This is a genomic window from Streptococcus moroccensis, assembly GCF_030812835.1.
Lineage (GTDB): Bacteria > Bacillota > Bacilli > Lactobacillales > Streptococcaceae > Streptococcus > Streptococcus moroccensis.
Genome location: NZ_JAUSTM010000012.1, coordinates 12938 through 27430, shown reverse-complemented (window position 1 = coordinate 27430; position 14493 = coordinate 12938). Strand labels below are relative to the sequence as shown.

General features: G+C 43.6%; 14 protein-coding genes and 2 pseudogenes. 13 read left to right on the top strand and 3 right to left on the bottom strand.

What is annotated here, in order from left to right; translation table 11 throughout:
• Position 1 precedes the first annotated feature (1 nt).
• From J2S23_RS06780 to J2S23_RS06750, 7 genes are all read left to right on the top strand, one after another.
• The gene (locus tag J2S23_RS06780; protein WP_307121992.1) at positions 2-313 is read left to right on the top strand and encodes a PTS sugar transporter subunit IIB; all 312 of its coding nucleotides are present in this window, start codon (positions 2-4) and stop codon (positions 311-313) included.
• Positions 313-648 (top strand): PTS lactose/cellobiose transporter subunit IIA, encoded by a 336-nt coding sequence (locus tag J2S23_RS06775; protein ID WP_307121991.1) that lies wholly within the window; start codon positions 313-315, stop codon positions 646-648. The genes J2S23_RS06780 and J2S23_RS06775 overlap by 1 nt, the downstream gene beginning before the upstream one ends.
• 1 nt (position 649) lies before the next feature.
• Entirely contained in the window at positions 650-1081 is a 432-nt protein-coding gene (locus J2S23_RS06770) for a DUF3284 domain-containing protein (RefSeq protein ID WP_307121990.1), read from the top strand.
• A gap of 31 nt (positions 1082-1112) precedes the next feature.
• Positions 1113-2528: a glycoside hydrolase family 1 protein gene (locus J2S23_RS06765; RefSeq protein ID WP_307121989.1), complete on the top strand. Its 1416-nt coding sequence runs from the start codon at positions 1113-1115 to the stop codon at positions 2526-2528.
• An 83-nt stretch (positions 2529-2611) separates the two neighbouring features.
• A complete protein-coding gene (locus J2S23_RS06760) occupies positions 2612-2761 on the top strand; it encodes a hypothetical protein (protein ID WP_307121988.1) in 150 nt (49 codons plus the stop codon).
• A 139-nt stretch (positions 2762-2900) separates the two neighbouring features.
• Positions 2901-3770 (top strand): ROK family protein, encoded by an 870-nt coding sequence (locus J2S23_RS06755; RefSeq protein WP_307121987.1) that lies wholly within the window; start codon positions 2901-2903, stop codon positions 3768-3770.
• Between the two features lie 76 nt (positions 3771-3846).
• Positions 3847-4830, top strand: coding sequence for an aldo/keto reductase (locus tag J2S23_RS06750; protein WP_307121986.1), 984 nt, complete (start codon positions 3847-3849; stop codon positions 4828-4830).
• Positions 4831-4893: 63 nt separating this feature from the next.
• Here J2S23_RS06750 and J2S23_RS06745 read toward each other — a convergent pair whose 3' ends face one another.
• A complete protein-coding gene (locus J2S23_RS06745) occupies positions 4894-5607 on the bottom strand; it encodes an SDR family oxidoreductase (RefSeq protein ID WP_307121985.1) in 714 nt (237 codons plus the stop codon).
• A gap of 141 nt (positions 5608-5748) precedes the next feature.
• On the opposite strand from J2S23_RS06745, the gene J2S23_RS06740 reads away from it, so the two are divergent.
• The 5 genes and pseudogenes from J2S23_RS06740 to glnA all read left to right on the top strand — a co-directional run bounded on the left by J2S23_RS06740 (position 5749) and on the right by glnA (position 11351).
• Complete coding sequence (locus tag J2S23_RS06740) at positions 5749-7059, top strand: SH3 domain-containing protein (RefSeq protein ID WP_307121984.1); 1311 nt, start codon at positions 5749-5751, stop codon at positions 7057-7059.
• Positions 7060-7200: 141 nt separating this feature from the next.
• The gene (locus J2S23_RS06735) at positions 7201-8397 is read left to right on the top strand and encodes a phosphoglycerate kinase (protein WP_307121983.1); all 1197 of its coding nucleotides are present in this window, start codon (positions 7201-7203) and stop codon (positions 8395-8397) included.
• Positions 8398-9011: 614 nt separating this feature from the next.
• Positions 9012-9542 carry an FUSC family protein gene (locus J2S23_RS06730; protein ID WP_307121982.1) on the top strand — a complete coding sequence of 177 codons (531 nt, stop codon included), beginning with the start codon at positions 9012-9014 and terminating at the stop codon, positions 9540-9542.
• A gap of 72 nt (positions 9543-9614) precedes the next feature.
• A pseudogene (locus tag J2S23_RS06725) lies at positions 9615-9974 on the top strand (MerR family transcriptional regulator).
• 30 nt (positions 9975-10004) lie between these two features.
• Positions 10005-11351: a type I glutamate--ammonia ligase gene (gene glnA / locus J2S23_RS06720; protein ID WP_307121981.1), complete on the top strand. Its 1347-nt coding sequence runs from the start codon at positions 10005-10007 to the stop codon at positions 11349-11351.
• A 245-nt stretch (positions 11352-11596) separates the two neighbouring features.
• On the opposite strand, the gene J2S23_RS06715 is transcribed toward glnA, so the two are convergent.
• Together J2S23_RS06715 and treR are read right to left on the bottom strand one after the other, a co-directional pair.
• Positions 11597-12064, bottom strand: a complete 468-nt coding sequence (locus tag J2S23_RS06715; RefSeq protein WP_307121980.1) for a GNAT family N-acetyltransferase — start codon at positions 12062-12064, stop codon at positions 11597-11599.
• Positions 12065-12074: 10 nt separating this feature from the next.
• Positions 12075-12788 (bottom strand): trehalose operon repressor, encoded by a 714-nt coding sequence (treR, locus tag J2S23_RS06710; protein WP_307121979.1) that lies wholly within the window; start codon positions 12786-12788, stop codon positions 12075-12077.
• 195 nt (positions 12789-12983) lie between these two features.
• On the opposite strand from treR, the pseudogene treP reads away from it, so the two are divergent.
• Positions 12984-14453, top strand: a pseudogene (gene treP, locus J2S23_RS06705) (PTS system trehalose-specific EIIBC component); the annotation flags it as partial.
• Positions 14454-14493 lie beyond the last annotated feature (40 nt).

The window sequence follows — 14493 nt, the reverse complement described above, 5'->3', positions numbered from 1 at the left end:
TATGGTAACCATTATGCTTGTTTGTAATGCTGGGATGTCAACCAGTATGCTGGTTAGTAAGATGCAAAAAGCTGCAGAAGCTAAGGGCTTAGAGGCAACTATATTTGCTGTGCCAGTCTCTGAAGTTGATGCTGAGGTGGCTAAGCAACACATTGATGTTCTCTTGACAGGCCCTCAGGTTAAATTCATGGTGAAACAATATAAAGAGAAGTTTGAGCCTGATATCAAGGTGGATGCTATTGATATGGTAGCTTATGGCACAATGAACGGCGAGAAGGTTTTGGGCACAGCCCTAGAAATGGTAGGAATCTAATGACACAGCATTTAGAAGCAATTATGGGATTGATTATGCATGGTGGTGATGCTAAGAGCAATGCTGTTGAAGCCATTCGTGCTGCTAAAGTTTATGATTTTGAAGAAGCGGATCAAAAACTAAAAGATGCTACGGCAGCCTTAAACGTTGCCCATCGTTCTCAAACAGACTTACTCACACAAGAAGCGTCTGGTGATACCGTTGAACTGTCACTTCTCATGGTTCATGGTCAGGATCATTTGATGACCGCTTTAACCTTTATTGATATGGCTAAGGAAGTGATCGATGTCTACAAAGAAATGGATAAAGTGAGAAAGGAATGCCGAGGAGGGTAGTATGGAGGTTCAAGGACGCTATCATGTGGATAGGCAAAAATTATTCACTTTTTTACTAGATCAGTTTAGGGAGGACTGTCGCCAGAATACAGGAAAAGAGCTAGCCTTATCTGATATCCAGCCTGGATTTTCCTTTATCAAATCATTTGGCAAAAACCAAAGCAATCAGGTGAAGGTGACAGTTCTAGAACTGGAGTCTCCTCGTCTTTATAAGGTTCAACTGAAGTCTAATCGTGGAGAGAGTTTGGTTGTCTATGAAATGGAGGAGCAAGGTGCGGAAACTCAGGTCACTTATCGTGAAGAGATGGAGGCAGACGGACGCCTACAAGGTTTGAATTACAAGCTTCTCTATCCATTTCTCAAAAAAAGGATGCAAAAACAAATGAAATCACGCTTGGATTATCTTATTAGTCACTTAAAAGCAAAACCTTAGGATATATCTAAGAGAAAGAAAGGGAACACATATGTTACAAACATTTCCAAAGGATTTTTTATGGGGCTCTGCTTCGGCAGCCTATCAGGTTGAGGGAGCCTGGGACGAGGACGGCAAGTCTCTCTCCATCTGGGACGTTTATGTCCAAGAGCCTGGCAGAACCTTCAAAGGGACTACCGGTCAAACAGCTGTCGATCATTACCATCGTTACAAAGAAGACGTCAAACTCATGGCAGATCAAGGTCTGAAAGCCTATCGTTTCTCAGTGGCTTGGACACGGATTCTTCCAGAAGGCCGCGGTGCTGTCAATGAAGCGGGGATTCAGTTCTATGAGAACCTAATTGACGAGTTATTGAGCTATGGTATCGAGCCTGTTGTGACGCTATATCACTGGGATCTGCCACAATGCTTGCAAGATGAATACGGTGGCTGGGAGTCACGTCAAGTCATCGATGACTTCGCGGCTTATACCAAGGTTTTGTTTGAACGCTTTGGTGATAAGGTCAAGTATTGGGTTAGCTTGAATGAACAAAATGTCTTTATGAGCCTGGGCTATCAGCTAGCAGCCCATCCACCAGGGGTAACCGATAGTCAACGTATGTACCGAGCTAACCATATTGCTAACTTGGCCAATGCGACGGTTATCAAGCAATTCCATGATATGGGCATGAAAGGTCAGATTGGACCGAGCTTTGCCTATTCTCCAAGCTATAGCTTTGATGCTTTGCCTGAAAATGTCCTGGCCAGTGAAAACGCAGAAGACCTCAATGCTCATTTCTGGTTGGATGTCTACTTGCTCGGACGCTATCCTAGAGCTATCCTGACTTATTTGGAGAAGCAGGGCGTAGACCTGGATATCCGAGAAGGTGATATGAAACTCCTGGCATCTGCCAAGCCTGATTTCCTTGGCATTAACTATTACCAGTCTAATACCATTAAATTTAATCCAATTGATGGGGTTGGTCAAGGAAAGATGAATACCACAGGTGAAAAAGGCAGCGGAGAAGAAGGTGGCCTTCCTGGCATGTTCAAACGCGTAGCCAATCCGCACGTTGAACGGACCAACTGGGACTGGGAAATTGACCCAACCGGTCTTCGCATTGCCTTGCGACGTTTGACTAGCCGCTATGATGTTCCGATTCTGATTACAGAAAATGGCCTCGGTGAGTATGACAAGAAGACTGAAGATAACCTTATTCACGATGATTATCGGATTGATTTCCTGCAAAAACACGTGGACGAGATTGAAGCAGCCATCTCAGAAGGTGTCCGTGTCCTTGGCTATTGCACCTGGTCTTATACAGACTTGCTTTCATGGCTCAACGGCTACCAAAAACGCTACGGTTTTGTCTATGTGGACCGTGAGGAAGAAGAAGGTGGCCCTTTGACACGCTATAAAAAAGATAGCTATTTCTGGTACAAGGACTTGATTGCCAAGCATTCTTGATGGAATTAGTTGAACCAAATATGGCGATATCGATAAGAAACGTATCCTACAAGCAGGTGGTTATTGAAGAATAGGAGAAATCTATGCAAAAGGGAAGTTGGTTAACCTTTTTAATGGCGGTAGGCTTTCTGATGATTGCGATGCATCCTTTTGCAGAAGGCTATAGTTTACTCATAATGGGATTGTTGACAGTGGCTTTCTCTTATTATAAGTTGAAGCAGACTAAAAAATAGTTACCGCTAAACAATAGAAGCTGATGCGTTTTTGCTCAGCTTCCTTTGTATTTTTGAAAAAATTTTAAAGCTATTGAAGGGAAATTTATCTAGGGGTTTAAACATATTAAAAATTAGCAATCGAAAAAGGAGAAAGAAGATGGCTATTTTAGCATTCGATATTGGAGGGACAGCTGTCAAGTATGGCCTCTGGGAAGATGAGACAGTTACTGAGAGTGGAAGTTTTCCAACTCCAGCAACTTGGGAAGAGATGAAAAACTCATTATTGATAGTGAAACGTCAATTTGAGTCAGATTATGGACTAAAAGGAATTGCTTTTAGTGCTCCTGGAGCGGTTGATACCACTACTGGGATTATCGGTGGCATTAGTGCCTTAGACTATATTCATCATTTTCCGATTGTAGCAGAGCTAGAAGAACTCTTAGGCTTGCCTGTTAGTATGGAAAATGATGCCAACTGTGCGGCTCTTGCAGAGGTCCATTATGGAGCGGCTAAGGCTGTGAATAACTGCTATTTCATGGTCATAGGCTCTGGTATTGGCGGAGCGCTTGTCATCAATCGCCAGCTCATCAAGGGGAAACATCTTTTTGGTGGTGAGTTGGGCTATATGTTGCTGAACAAAGAAGATACCCTTAGCAAATTAGGCAGTCCTGTTGTCATGACCAAGACGTTTCAACAAAAGCATCAAAATTTAGTGACGACAGAGGAGATTTTTGATCTAGCTGCGGTTGGTGATCAAGAAGCTTTAGAAGCCATTGATGGTTTCTATAAAGGTCTTGCCCAGGGATTGCATAATATTTTAGTGACCATTGATCCGGATTGTATTGTGCTTGGAGGAGGCATTTCTCAGAGATCAGACTTGCTCAGTCGTATTCAAAAAGAAGTTGAAATCTTATTAAAACAAACCCATGCTGATGATATTCAGCCAGATATTCGGATATGCCAGTACCGTAATCAGGCTAATTTGATTGGAGCAGTTGCTCATTTTGAGCAAAGTCAAGCTGGTTAATAAGACTCATTTTTAAAGATGGTATAATAGTATCGTATCAAATAGTATTTTAAAAAAACAATCAAAGGAGACTTTTATGAAATACAACCAATTGGGCAACACAGACATGAAGGTCAGTGAGGTGAGTTTTGGGACCTGGGCGATCGGTGGGGATTGGGGCGATGTCTCAAAGGAAGATGCGATCCAATCACTCCACCATGCCATTGACCAAGGCGTTAATTTCTTTGATACCGCCGACGTTTATGGTGCGGGTCGCAGTGAAACTTTGATTGGACAGGTTCTCAAAGAACGTTCTGAAGATGTTTATGTGGCGACCAAGTTTGGGCGACGCGATAACTTTGCGGACCTTTCTAACTATACCTATGATAAGGTCAAGGCCTATTGTGAGAACAGTCTTCGCAACTTGGGGACGGAGGCCATTGACCTCTATCAAATTCACTGTCCGAGCACCGAAGTCCTGACGGATCAAGGGGTCTTTGAAGTGCTTGAAACCCTGAAACAAGAAGGCAAAATCCGTTACTACGGTGTCAGTGTGGAAACCGATGATCAAGGTAAGTTTGTGCTTGACAATACCAAGGCTAGTAGTCTCCAAGTGATTGTCAACTTGCTGCGCCAGAAGCCGGTCAAGGAGATGATTGCACAAGCGGCCAAGCAAAATGTAGGGATTTTGGCGCGTGTACCCCTTGCTAGCGGTCTCTTGACGGGTAAATACACAAAGGATAGCCAGTTCCCTGAAAATGACCACCGCAATTATAACCGTGACGGCGCAGCCTTTAACGTTGGCGAAACCTTCGGTGGCCTTCCCTTTGAAAAAGCGATTGACTTAGTGGACCAGCTTAAGTGGATTGCGGATGACAGAGGAACCATGGCTGATGCGGCCCTAAAGTGGATTCTCCAGCAAGAAGGGGTCACGACTGTGATTCCTGGCTTTAAGTCCATTGCCCAGATTGATGCCAATCTCAAGGCGGCAGACACCAAGCCTTTCACCGAAAAAGAACTTGTGACCCTATCTGAGTTTTACTGGAGTCAGGTACATGACCATATTCGTGGTGATTATTAGACGATATAAAAAAGAACCCGGAATGCGATTTGACATTCTGGGTTTTCTGGTATACGTGAGCAGTTAATCTTTCTGGTAGGTCCATCCCTGATCATCATGGTAGATCATGAGCCTTGTCATGCCACCATCAACGGTAATGTTCTCACCAGTGATAAAGCCGGCCTGCTCAGAACTGAGAAAGAGGGCTAAATTAGCGATATCCTCAGGTCGCCCAATGCGGCCAGCAGGGTGCTGCATGTGGTCTGTCAGAGTTTGCTCCTCCCCTGCCGTGTCGATCCAACCAGGTGAGATACTATTGACCCGGGCTTTGCCAGCCAGGCTAACCGCCAAGGCATGAGTGAGGGCGGCAATCCCGCCTTTTGCAGCAGTATAGGTCTCAGTCTCAGGCTGACTCATGCGGTCTCGACTCGATGAGAGCATGAGGATACTGGCGCCGGGATTAAGATGGTCTTTAAAGAGCTTGGTCAGGTAAAAGGGAGCGGCCACCCCGACCTGAAGGGCATAGGTGAAGTCTTCGTAGCTAGCGCTTGAAATCCCCTTCATGAGAGGGGCAGCATTGTGGATGAGGACATCGATGCCAGAGTGTTTTTCAAGAACAAAGTTCGCAAAGGCTTCGAGGTCTGCTTGCTTGGCCAAATCGCCAATAAAGTCAGCTGGAGCTGTCAAGTCCATGGTGTAGACACGGGCTCCAGCCTCCCGAAAAGTAGTCGTCATCTGAGCACCAATACCTTTTGCTCCACCGGTTATAAGAACAATTTTATCTTGAACTGCTGTCATTTTTAATCTCCTGAATGTATGCGTTACCTCAATTATACCAAAGAAAGTACTGGAGAGTCACTTTAAGTGAGGATGACCTTGTTCTTGCTATAAGAAAGTGGTATACTGGTATAGTATTTTAGTAAAGATGAGGAAAAAAGTATGGGATTGTCTAAAAAAAGCCTTCTAGGATTACTCGGAGGCGGTGCGATTGTCGCTGCGCTTGTGTTGACACAAGTTAACCGTAACGAAATGGTCGAGCCGACAAAGCAAGAAACATCAATAAACACTACTGAAAGAACGACAAGTCAAAGTAGTGACAAAAAAGAGGTGGATAAAACCCTCTACCAGCCTATTATTGACCGCTATAAGACGGCCTTGGAAAACGATCAAGCAGACCAAACCATCAATCTCCTAACGACCAGTTATTATTCCACTTATGAAACGGATACAGGCTATGCTTACTATGATTTTGATGGCAATGGTATCGAAGAGTTAGTGATTGCTTTCTTACCAAGTAAACTCTTTAAATCACCGATGATTACGGACTTATATACCATTACCAAAGACAATGACCTTAAGCGCTTGACCAATGAGGAATTAAGCCTCAATATGATCGGGGAGCGGATGACCTTGATTGCTCTACAAGACGGGACCTTTTCTTATTACGGTAGCGGAGGTGCGGATCAAGGTGTTTCCTATGGCTATCGCTTTTCAACAGCAGGAGATAGCCTTGAAAAAACGGATACCGTCAGTGATTCAGACGTTTTGGATCTCGATACTTTAACCTGGACCAATATATCACCGGCCCATAAAGAAGCCACGGCTGACACGGCTGACAAAGCTAGTGCCCAAGGCACAATGACCGTAACCGTTGATGTCTTAAATGTTAGAGATACACCCAGCAAATCAGGTCAAGTTGTAGCGACCTTGAGGCGTGGTGATCAGGTAACTTTTGACCAGAAAGAAACCAGAGAAGGTTTTGTCTGGGTTTCTTATATTGCTAATGACTCCAAGCTCCGTCGCTATGTTGCTGCAGGGACGGAATCAGGGGAAATGTATGCAACGATGGGAGACAGTGCCGTTTCGGCAAATCCTGCTGCTGTCTCGCTTCCACCTGGACTGGTGGGAACCTGGCAGGGAACTACCCCTAATGGAGCAGCTACAGCAACCTATGATGCTAATGGCAACATTACCATTGAAGAGAGTGGTCGTACAAAAACAGGGACAATAACTTCTTACGAAGAGGTTGAGCCAGGACTTTACCGTGTGACATCGGATTTAAGAACCTATGAGTTACCGACCTTTAATTTAGGCGGATCAGGAATGCGTTGGGAAATGGGTTTTAGAATATCTGGAAATCAGATGCATTACGTTCACTGGACTGGTCCCATGAACACGACCTTCGACCCTAACACGTATAAGATTTTAGAGACGACTGCAGAAGAGCGATTTGTATTTATTAAGCAGTAACTTTCTAGAGATCGTCATTAGACTAGGAGTGAAATTGTTCCTTTTTCTTATAATTTTCATGAATTCCATCGCTTTTTAGATAAAACGACGAAAATGTGATATAATGAGCTTGTAAAAAATTTTTTAAGGAGACTATTCCAAATGGCAAAATTGACTGTTAAAGACGTTGATTTGAAAGGTAAAAAAGTTCTCGTTCGTGTGGACTTTAACGTGCCTTTGAAAGATGGCGTGATTACTAATGACAACCGTATTTCTGCGGCGCTTCCAACAATTAAGTACATCATTGAACAAGGTGGCCGTGCGGTTCTCTTCTCTCACCTTGGTCGTGTGAAAGAAGAAGCAGACAAAGAAGGCAAATCATTGGCGCCAGTTGCAAAAGACTTGGCGGCTAAATTAGGTCAAGATGTTGTTTTCCCAGGGGTTACACGTGGTGCTGAGTTGGAAGAAGCCATCAATGCTTTAGAAGATGGACAAGTTCTCTTGGTTGAAAACACACGTTTTGAAGATGTTGATGGCAAGAAAGAATCTAAAAACGATGCTGAACTTGGTCAATACTGGGCGTCACTTGGCGATGGTATCTTTGTAAACGATGCCTTTGGTACAGCTCACCGTGCCCATGCTTCAAACGTTGGTATCTCAGCGAACGTTGAAAAAGCAGTTGCAGGTTTCCTTTTGGAAAACGAAATTGCTTACATCCAAGAGGCTGTTGAAACACCAGAACGTCCATTTATTGCCATCTTAGGTGGTTCTAAAGTATCTGATAAGATCGGTGTTATCGAAAATCTACTTGAAAAAGCAGATAAAGTTCTCATCGGTGGTGGGATGACTTATACTTTCCTTAAAGCGCAAGGAATCGAAATCGGTAACTCACTTGTAGAAGAAGACAAGTTGGATATCGCTAAAGAATTGCTTGAAAAAGCAGATGGCAAATTAATCTTGCCAGTTGACTCAAAAGAAGCAAACGCTTTTGCAGATTATACTGAAGTTCGTGACACAGACGGCGAAGCTGTTTCTGAAGGCTTCCTTGGTCTTGACATCGGTCCAAAATCAATTGCGAAATTCGAAGAAGCCCTTGAAGGAGCTAAAACAGTTGTTTGGAACGGTCCTATGGGTGTCTTTGAAAACCCTGATTTCCAAGCTGGTACAATCGGTGTGATGGACGCTATCGTAAAACAACCAGGCGTTAAATCAATCATCGGTGGCGGTGACTCAGCAGCAGCAGCTATCAACCTCGGCCGTGCAGACAAATTCTCATGGATTAGTACGGGCGGAGGCGCAAGCATGGAACTGTTAGAAGGTAAAGTGTTACCAGGTTTGGATGCTTTAACAGAAAAATAAGATTAAGCCCGTCAGTCTCTGCAAAATCCTGATTTTGTAGAAAAAGGAGCAAAATCGTAATGATAATAAAAGGGTGACTTGTTCACCCTTTTGTAATAATGGAGATATTTGGGACGCGGTGGTGGTGCTTCAATGGAACTTCTCGAAGGTAAAGTGTTACCAGGCTTGGCTGCTCTAACAGAAAAATAGGCCTTGAAGGCTAGAAGAAGAGGCGGAAGCCTCTTTTTTTGTGCATCGCGTAGAGTTGCTACGAAGCGAAGCAAGTTAGAAAGTCTAGCAAGGTATAAAGTACTTCCAGGACTTGCAGCACTTACTGAAAAATAGGCGGTAAGTCAGCTGAAACGATCTGAGGGATCGTTTCGGATTGGAAATAGACGTCGTTACACTTCTGCCAACGTATCAATAAAAGCTAGAAAAGGTGTCGAAGGGCACCTTTTTCTTTTTGACTAGACCCCCACCTACTTGTTCACCATAAGAGAAACCGTCAGAGGTTGGAAAAAAGTCGTTTTTCAAAAAAACGGGATAAATCATTCCAGAATAATATTTAAACAAGTCAGCCTTTTATTCCCATTTCCTTTTCAAGATGATATAATAGACGGTAAAGGAGACCTGGTATGAAGTTAAAGATTGATTGGCACCAGTTAAAGCCAGGAATGCGAGTCTTTAAAACAGGGTTGGCTGTTTTCTTTACTCTTTTAGTTTTTAAGTTATTTGATTGGGAAGGGGTCCAAATTGCTGCTCTATCTGCTGTGTTTAGCTTACGAGAAGACTTTGATAGTAGTGTCCATTTTGGAGCATCAAGGATCTATGGCAATACTATTGGAGGGATATTTGCTTTTCTCTTCTTTTTAATTGAGGTAGTGGTTGGTCGAAGTTTCTGGCTGACCCTGATTGTGGTGCCTCTTTTTACCATGTTAACCATTTCGACCAATGTGGCTATGGATAATAAAGCGGGTGTCATTGGGGGTGTTTCTGCTTTTTTGATTGTGACCCTAGCTTTTCCTACAGGGAACCGTCTCATCTATGCTCTTGTTCGTGTGGCTGAAACATTTGTGGGTGTGTTTATCGCTATTATCATTAATTCTGAGTGGAAAAATTTACAAGAAAAATTAGGTTCAAAAAAACACAAAAAACACAAAAAATAATGTTAGAAAACCTAACATTATCTCTTGACGAAAACTAAAAAACGGACTATAATAAAACACAGGAGTGAAATCGTGAAGGAAAAAGAACTACGACGAAACTTATCAGTCTTTCCGATTGGTAGCGTTATGAAGCTGACAGATTTGACAGCTAGACAGATACGATACTACGAGGATCAAGGGCTTATTCATCCTGAGCGCAACTAAGGCAATCGCCGTATGTATTCGCTTAATGATATGGATCGCCTCTTGGAAATCAAGGATTATTTAGCAGATGGTTTGAATATTGCGGCCATTCAGCGGAAGTACGAAGAACGTGCGCTCAAGAAGAAACAATCTTTGTCTGATAGTGAAGTCCGTCAGCTTCTCCAAAACGAAATCTCTCAACAAAGTCGTTTTACCACTAATGCGAATCCTTTTGGATTTGGCAGATAAGAGAAAAATGGGAAAGAGGAGTTTCCATCCATGGTCATCACAGCCAACGATATTCGTCGTGAAATTGAAGAAAAAAACGTCACTTTCTTGCGCCTGATGTTTACTGACATTTTGGGGTCTATGAAGAACGTCGAAATTCCTGCTACACCTGAGCAGGTGGATAAAGTTTTGTCTAATAAAGCTATGTTTGACGGCTCTTCTATCGAAGGGTTTGTTCGGATTAATGAATCGGATATGTACTTGTATCCTGATTTGAATACCTGGACTGTTTTCCCTTGGGGAGATGAGAATGGTGCAGTAGCAGGTTTGCTCTGTGATATCTACACACCAGACGGCAAACCGTTTGCTGGAGATCCTCGCGGAAATCTTAAGAAGGCTCTTCGTCACATGGAGGAAGTTGGATTTCAGTCTTTCAACTTAGGTCCTGAGCCAGAATTTTTCCTCTTTAAAATGGATGAATTTGGCAACCCTACCTTAGAAGTTAATGACAAGGGTGGCTATTTCGATCTTGCTCCAACAGACTTAGCTGATAACACACGTCGTGAAATTGTCAACGTTTTAACCAAGATGGGCTTTGAAGTCGAAGCAAGTCACCACGAATGTGCTGTTGGGCAACATGAAATTGATTTTAAATATGCAGATGTGTTGAAAGCCTGTGACAATATTCAGATTTTCAAGCTTGTTGTGAAGACGATTGCTCGCAAACACGGTCTTTACGCAACCTTTATGGCCAAGCCAAAATATGGGATTGCTGGTTCTGGTATGCACTGCAACATGTCCCTTTTTGACAAGGATGGTAACAATGCCTTCTACGATCCTAAGGATCCACGAGGTATGGAACTTTCTGATAATGCTTACCATTTCTTGGCTGGATTGTTGAGCCATGCTTATGGGTATACAGCCATCACAAACCCTACAGTAAACTCATACAAACGTCTTGTTCCTGGCTTTGAAGCTCCAGTTTACATCGCTTGGGCAGGGCAAAATCGTTCACCTTTGGTTCGTGTCCCAGCCTCACGCGGTGTGAGCACACGCTTAGAACTTCGTTCAGTAGACCCAATGGCCAATCCTTATCTGGCAATGGCAGTGCTCCTTGAAGTAGGCTTGCACGGTATTGAAAACAAATTAGAGGCGCCAGCGCCAGTAGAAACCAATATTTATGCTATGACTGAGGAAGAGCGTAAGGAAGCAGGTATTACAGATCTACCATCTACCCTTCGCAATGCTGTGAAAGGACTTCGTAAGGATGAGGTTGTCCGCAATGCTTTGGGTGAGCATATCTACACAAACTTTGTGGATGCTAAGAACTTTGAATGGGCTAGTTATGCTACCTTTGTTTCCCAATGGGAAATTGACAATTATCTTGATTTATATTAAAAAAATGACCTCTAGGGGTCATTTTTTTGGTCTATGATTTATACGAGTTAAAGAAATTGTCTCAAGTTATCAAACATCGTCCAGAGATTTAATTAACTGGAATTGTTATACTGCAGATCTGAATGTGTCGCCCAAACTTATGCTAATTGTCATTGGGCATCCGTTCATCATACTGATATATGGAATATATGGAATGATTACCTTTTGAAATCAGGATAACAATAGCAACTGTTTGATTCGTAAGTTTACAAAATTTCCTCCAACTGGGTCTGTTGGGGCTTAAATCCGAGGCGCTCGTAAAAGCGTAAGGCGCCTTCGTTGTCATTCCAGACATTGAGGGTCAAGTTGTAGCAGTTTTGCTCCTTGGCGTAGGTTTTAGCAAAGTCATAGAATTGTTGGCCGATGCCCTGACCTCGAGTGTTTTGGGCTACACAAAAGTCTTCAATGTAGAGAGATTTAACAGGCTTTCTGGCACTGCTGCCGTAGTGTTTGATTTCCAGGAAAAGGTGACCTAGGATCTGTCCCTTGTCATCTTCATAGACAAAGATAGGACGATCGGGTTGCGTCATGAGGTCAGCAAGTTCCTCATCGCTGAATTTACTTCCAGTCGGGTGGAAGAGATCAGGACGTGCCTCGTGGTGAACCAAGAGGACCTGGGCCAAGAGGTCTTGAATGGCTGGGATATCAGATGGTTGAGCTAAGCGGATGGTCATGTTTTTCTCCTTAAAGGCTATGCTTGCGACGGGCAAATTCGACGAATTTGAACTTGTCTAACTTGTGGCGACTCTCTGTGTATTGGAACTGTTGGGCGTTTCCTAGAAAGACTCGGGACTTAATCAAAACCAGGAAGTCATCCTTGGTCTGCATGAGTTTTTTATCCTCAGTACTGGTTGGCTCAACGGTAATTTCTTTTTGGGCATAGGCGATATCGAACTGGAGGTCGTCTTCGAGGTAGGCATAGATGGACTGGCTAGCAATGCTTTCAGTTAGCTCAGGAACCAACTCATAGGAGAGGTAGTCCGTGTCGATAACGACGACTTTGCCATCAAGAGCTCTTGTACGGACAACCTTCCAAGCCTTACTGTAATGGTCAAAGCCTGTTAAGAGGGCCAGATTACTGTCAATCGTGATAAGATCAAGGGAGATGACAGTTGTTTTGGAGTTGAGGCCCTGTGTTTCAACCAATTCTTGATAAGAGGTGAGGCCAGATACGGGGAAATCGACTTGTTCGCGCTTGATTACGACAGAGCCTCTGCCTTGGACTTTTTGAATCAGGCCAATATCAGTCAGGAGGGAAAGGGCTTTTCGGACCGTATCGCGACTGACCTGGTAGATGTCTTGCAGCTCTTGCTCGGTGGGGAGGAGTTGTTCGGCCATGTAAAAGCCAGTTAGGATTTTTTCTTTCAAATCATTGAAAACTTCTTGATATTTTTTCATAAATCTCTTTCATTGGTAGGGAATTGGTCATACAACCGTTTATATTATACCAAAAAATCAAAAATTTTAAATTTTTTAAGCGAAAAGGCTTGCATAATTAGTAGTAATCGGTTACAATAACAGAGTAAAATTTGTACGAACAAATTTATAAAATAAGGAGGAAGAATACTCCGTCAGGAGTATTTAAGTAAGCCCATGGGAAAATTTGAACAAGAAGCTAAAGACCTGCTTCAAGCGGTCGGCGGCAAAGACAATATTTCGGCTGTAACGCACTGTGCAACCCGCATGCGTTTTGTCCTAAATGATGACAGCAAGGCTGATGTTGCTGCCATTGAGCAAATCGGTGCTGTTAAAGGAACCTTTACCAACGCTGGTCAGTTCCAAGTCATCATTGGGAATGATGTGCCAATCTTTTATAATGACTTCACAGCTATTTCAGGTGTAGAAGGTGTTTCTAAAGAACAAGTTAAGGCAGCAGGTGCTAAGAAGCAAAACAAATTGCAACAGGCAGTCGCTTTCTTAGCGGAAATCTTTACACCCATCATCCCAGCCATTATCGTCGGAGGGTTAATCCTCGGTTTCCGTAACATCCTTGAGGGCGTTGGCTTTGAAGCTCTTGGACAACAGGTTGTTGATGGGGTCAAGGTATTTGATGCAGAAGGTAACCCAGTTTGGAACACGATCACGATGGTATCGACCTTCTGGAATGGGGTCAACCACTTCTTGTGGCTGCCAGGGGAAGCCATCTTCCACTTCTTACCAGTCGGTATTACCTGGTCTGTGACCCGTAAGTTGGGAACCACACAAATCTTGGGGATCATCTTGGGGATTACCTTGGTATCGCCTCAATTGCTTAATGCCTATGGAGCAGCGAATGCTCTTGCAGCAGGTGAAGTACCACAGTGGGATTTTGGTTTCTTCCAAGTGAATATGATTGGTTACCAAGCTCAGGTTATTCCAGCCCTCTTAGCTGGTCTTGCCCTAGCCCATCTTGAAATCTTCTGGCGCAAACGCATCCCAGAAGTGGTTTCGATGGTCTTTGTACCTTTCTTGTCCTTGATTCCAGCCCTTATCTTGGCCCATACTGTCCTTGGTCCTATCGGTTGGACCATCGGTAAGGCTATCTCGACAGTTGTTTTAGCTGGTTTGACAGGATCTTTCCGCTGGTTGTTCGGTGCCATCTTTGGGACACTTTACGCACCACTTGTTATTACAGGCTTGCACCACATGTCTAATGCCATTGATACCCAGTTGATTGCTGATGCTGGTGGCACCATGCTTTGGCCGATGATTGCTCTTTCAAACATTGCCCAAGGTTCTGCAGTATTTGCCTACTACCTCAGCCACCGAAATGACGAGAAAGAAGCGCAAATCTCACTTCCAGCAGCGATCTCAGCCTATCTTGGTGTAACAGAACCAGCCCTCTTTGGAGTCAACCTTAAATACGTTTACCCATTTGTAGCGGGTATTATCGGTTCTGGTGTAGCAGGTCTCTTGTCAACAACCTTCGGTGTAACCGCTAATGCGATTGGGGTCGGCGGATTGCCAGGTTTCCTTGCCATCCAATCACAATCCATGCTTATGTTCATCGTATGTATGCTGGTTGCGATTGTGGTGCCAATGGTCTTGACCTTTACTTTCAAGAAGACAGGATTGTTTAACAAAAAAGCTTAATAGGAATGGAGGAAGTTACGGCTTCCTTTCT

Bases quoted from the DNA above. Each gene is read 5' to 3' on its own strand.
- J2S23_RS06780 (WP_307121992.1), top strand. From the start codon at position 2: ATGGTAACCATTATGCTTGTTTGTAATGCTGGGATGTCAACCAGTATG.
- glnA (WP_307121981.1), top strand. From the start codon at position 10,005: ATGGTCATCACAGCCAACGATATTCGTCGTGAAATTGAAGAAAAAAAC.
- J2S23_RS06740 (WP_307121984.1), top strand. From the start codon at position 5,749: ATGGGATTGTCTAAAAAAAGCCTTCTAGGATTACTCGGAGGCGGTGCG.
- treR (WP_307121979.1), bottom strand. From the start codon at position 12,788: ATGAAAAAATATCAAGAAGTTTTCAATGATTTGAAAGAAAAAATCCTA.
- J2S23_RS06745 (WP_307121985.1), bottom strand. From the start codon at position 5,607: ATGACAGCAGTTCAAGATAAAATTGTTCTTATAACCGGTGGAGCAAAA.
- J2S23_RS06715 (WP_307121980.1), bottom strand. From the start codon at position 12,064: ATGACCATCCGCTTAGCTCAACCATCTGATATCCCAGCCATTCAAGAC.
- J2S23_RS06765 (WP_307121989.1), top strand. From the start codon at position 1,113: ATGTTACAAACATTTCCAAAGGATTTTTTATGGGGCTCTGCTTCGGCA.
- J2S23_RS06775 (WP_307121991.1), top strand. From the start codon at position 313: ATGACACAGCATTTAGAAGCAATTATGGGATTGATTATGCATGGTGGT.
- J2S23_RS06760 (WP_307121988.1), top strand. From the start codon at position 2,612: ATGCAAAAGGGAAGTTGGTTAACCTTTTTAATGGCGGTAGGCTTTCTG.
- J2S23_RS06735 (WP_307121983.1), top strand. From the start codon at position 7,201: ATGGCAAAATTGACTGTTAAAGACGTTGATTTGAAAGGTAAAAAAGTT.
- J2S23_RS06770 (WP_307121990.1), top strand. From the start codon at position 650: ATGGAGGTTCAAGGACGCTATCATGTGGATAGGCAAAAATTATTCACT.
- J2S23_RS06750 (WP_307121986.1), top strand. From the start codon at position 3,847: ATGAAATACAACCAATTGGGCAACACAGACATGAAGGTCAGTGAGGTG.
- J2S23_RS06730 (WP_307121982.1), top strand. From the start codon at position 9,012: ATGAAGTTAAAGATTGATTGGCACCAGTTAAAGCCAGGAATGCGAGTC.
- J2S23_RS06755 (WP_307121987.1), top strand. From the start codon at position 2,901: ATGGCTATTTTAGCATTCGATATTGGAGGGACAGCTGTCAAGTATGGC.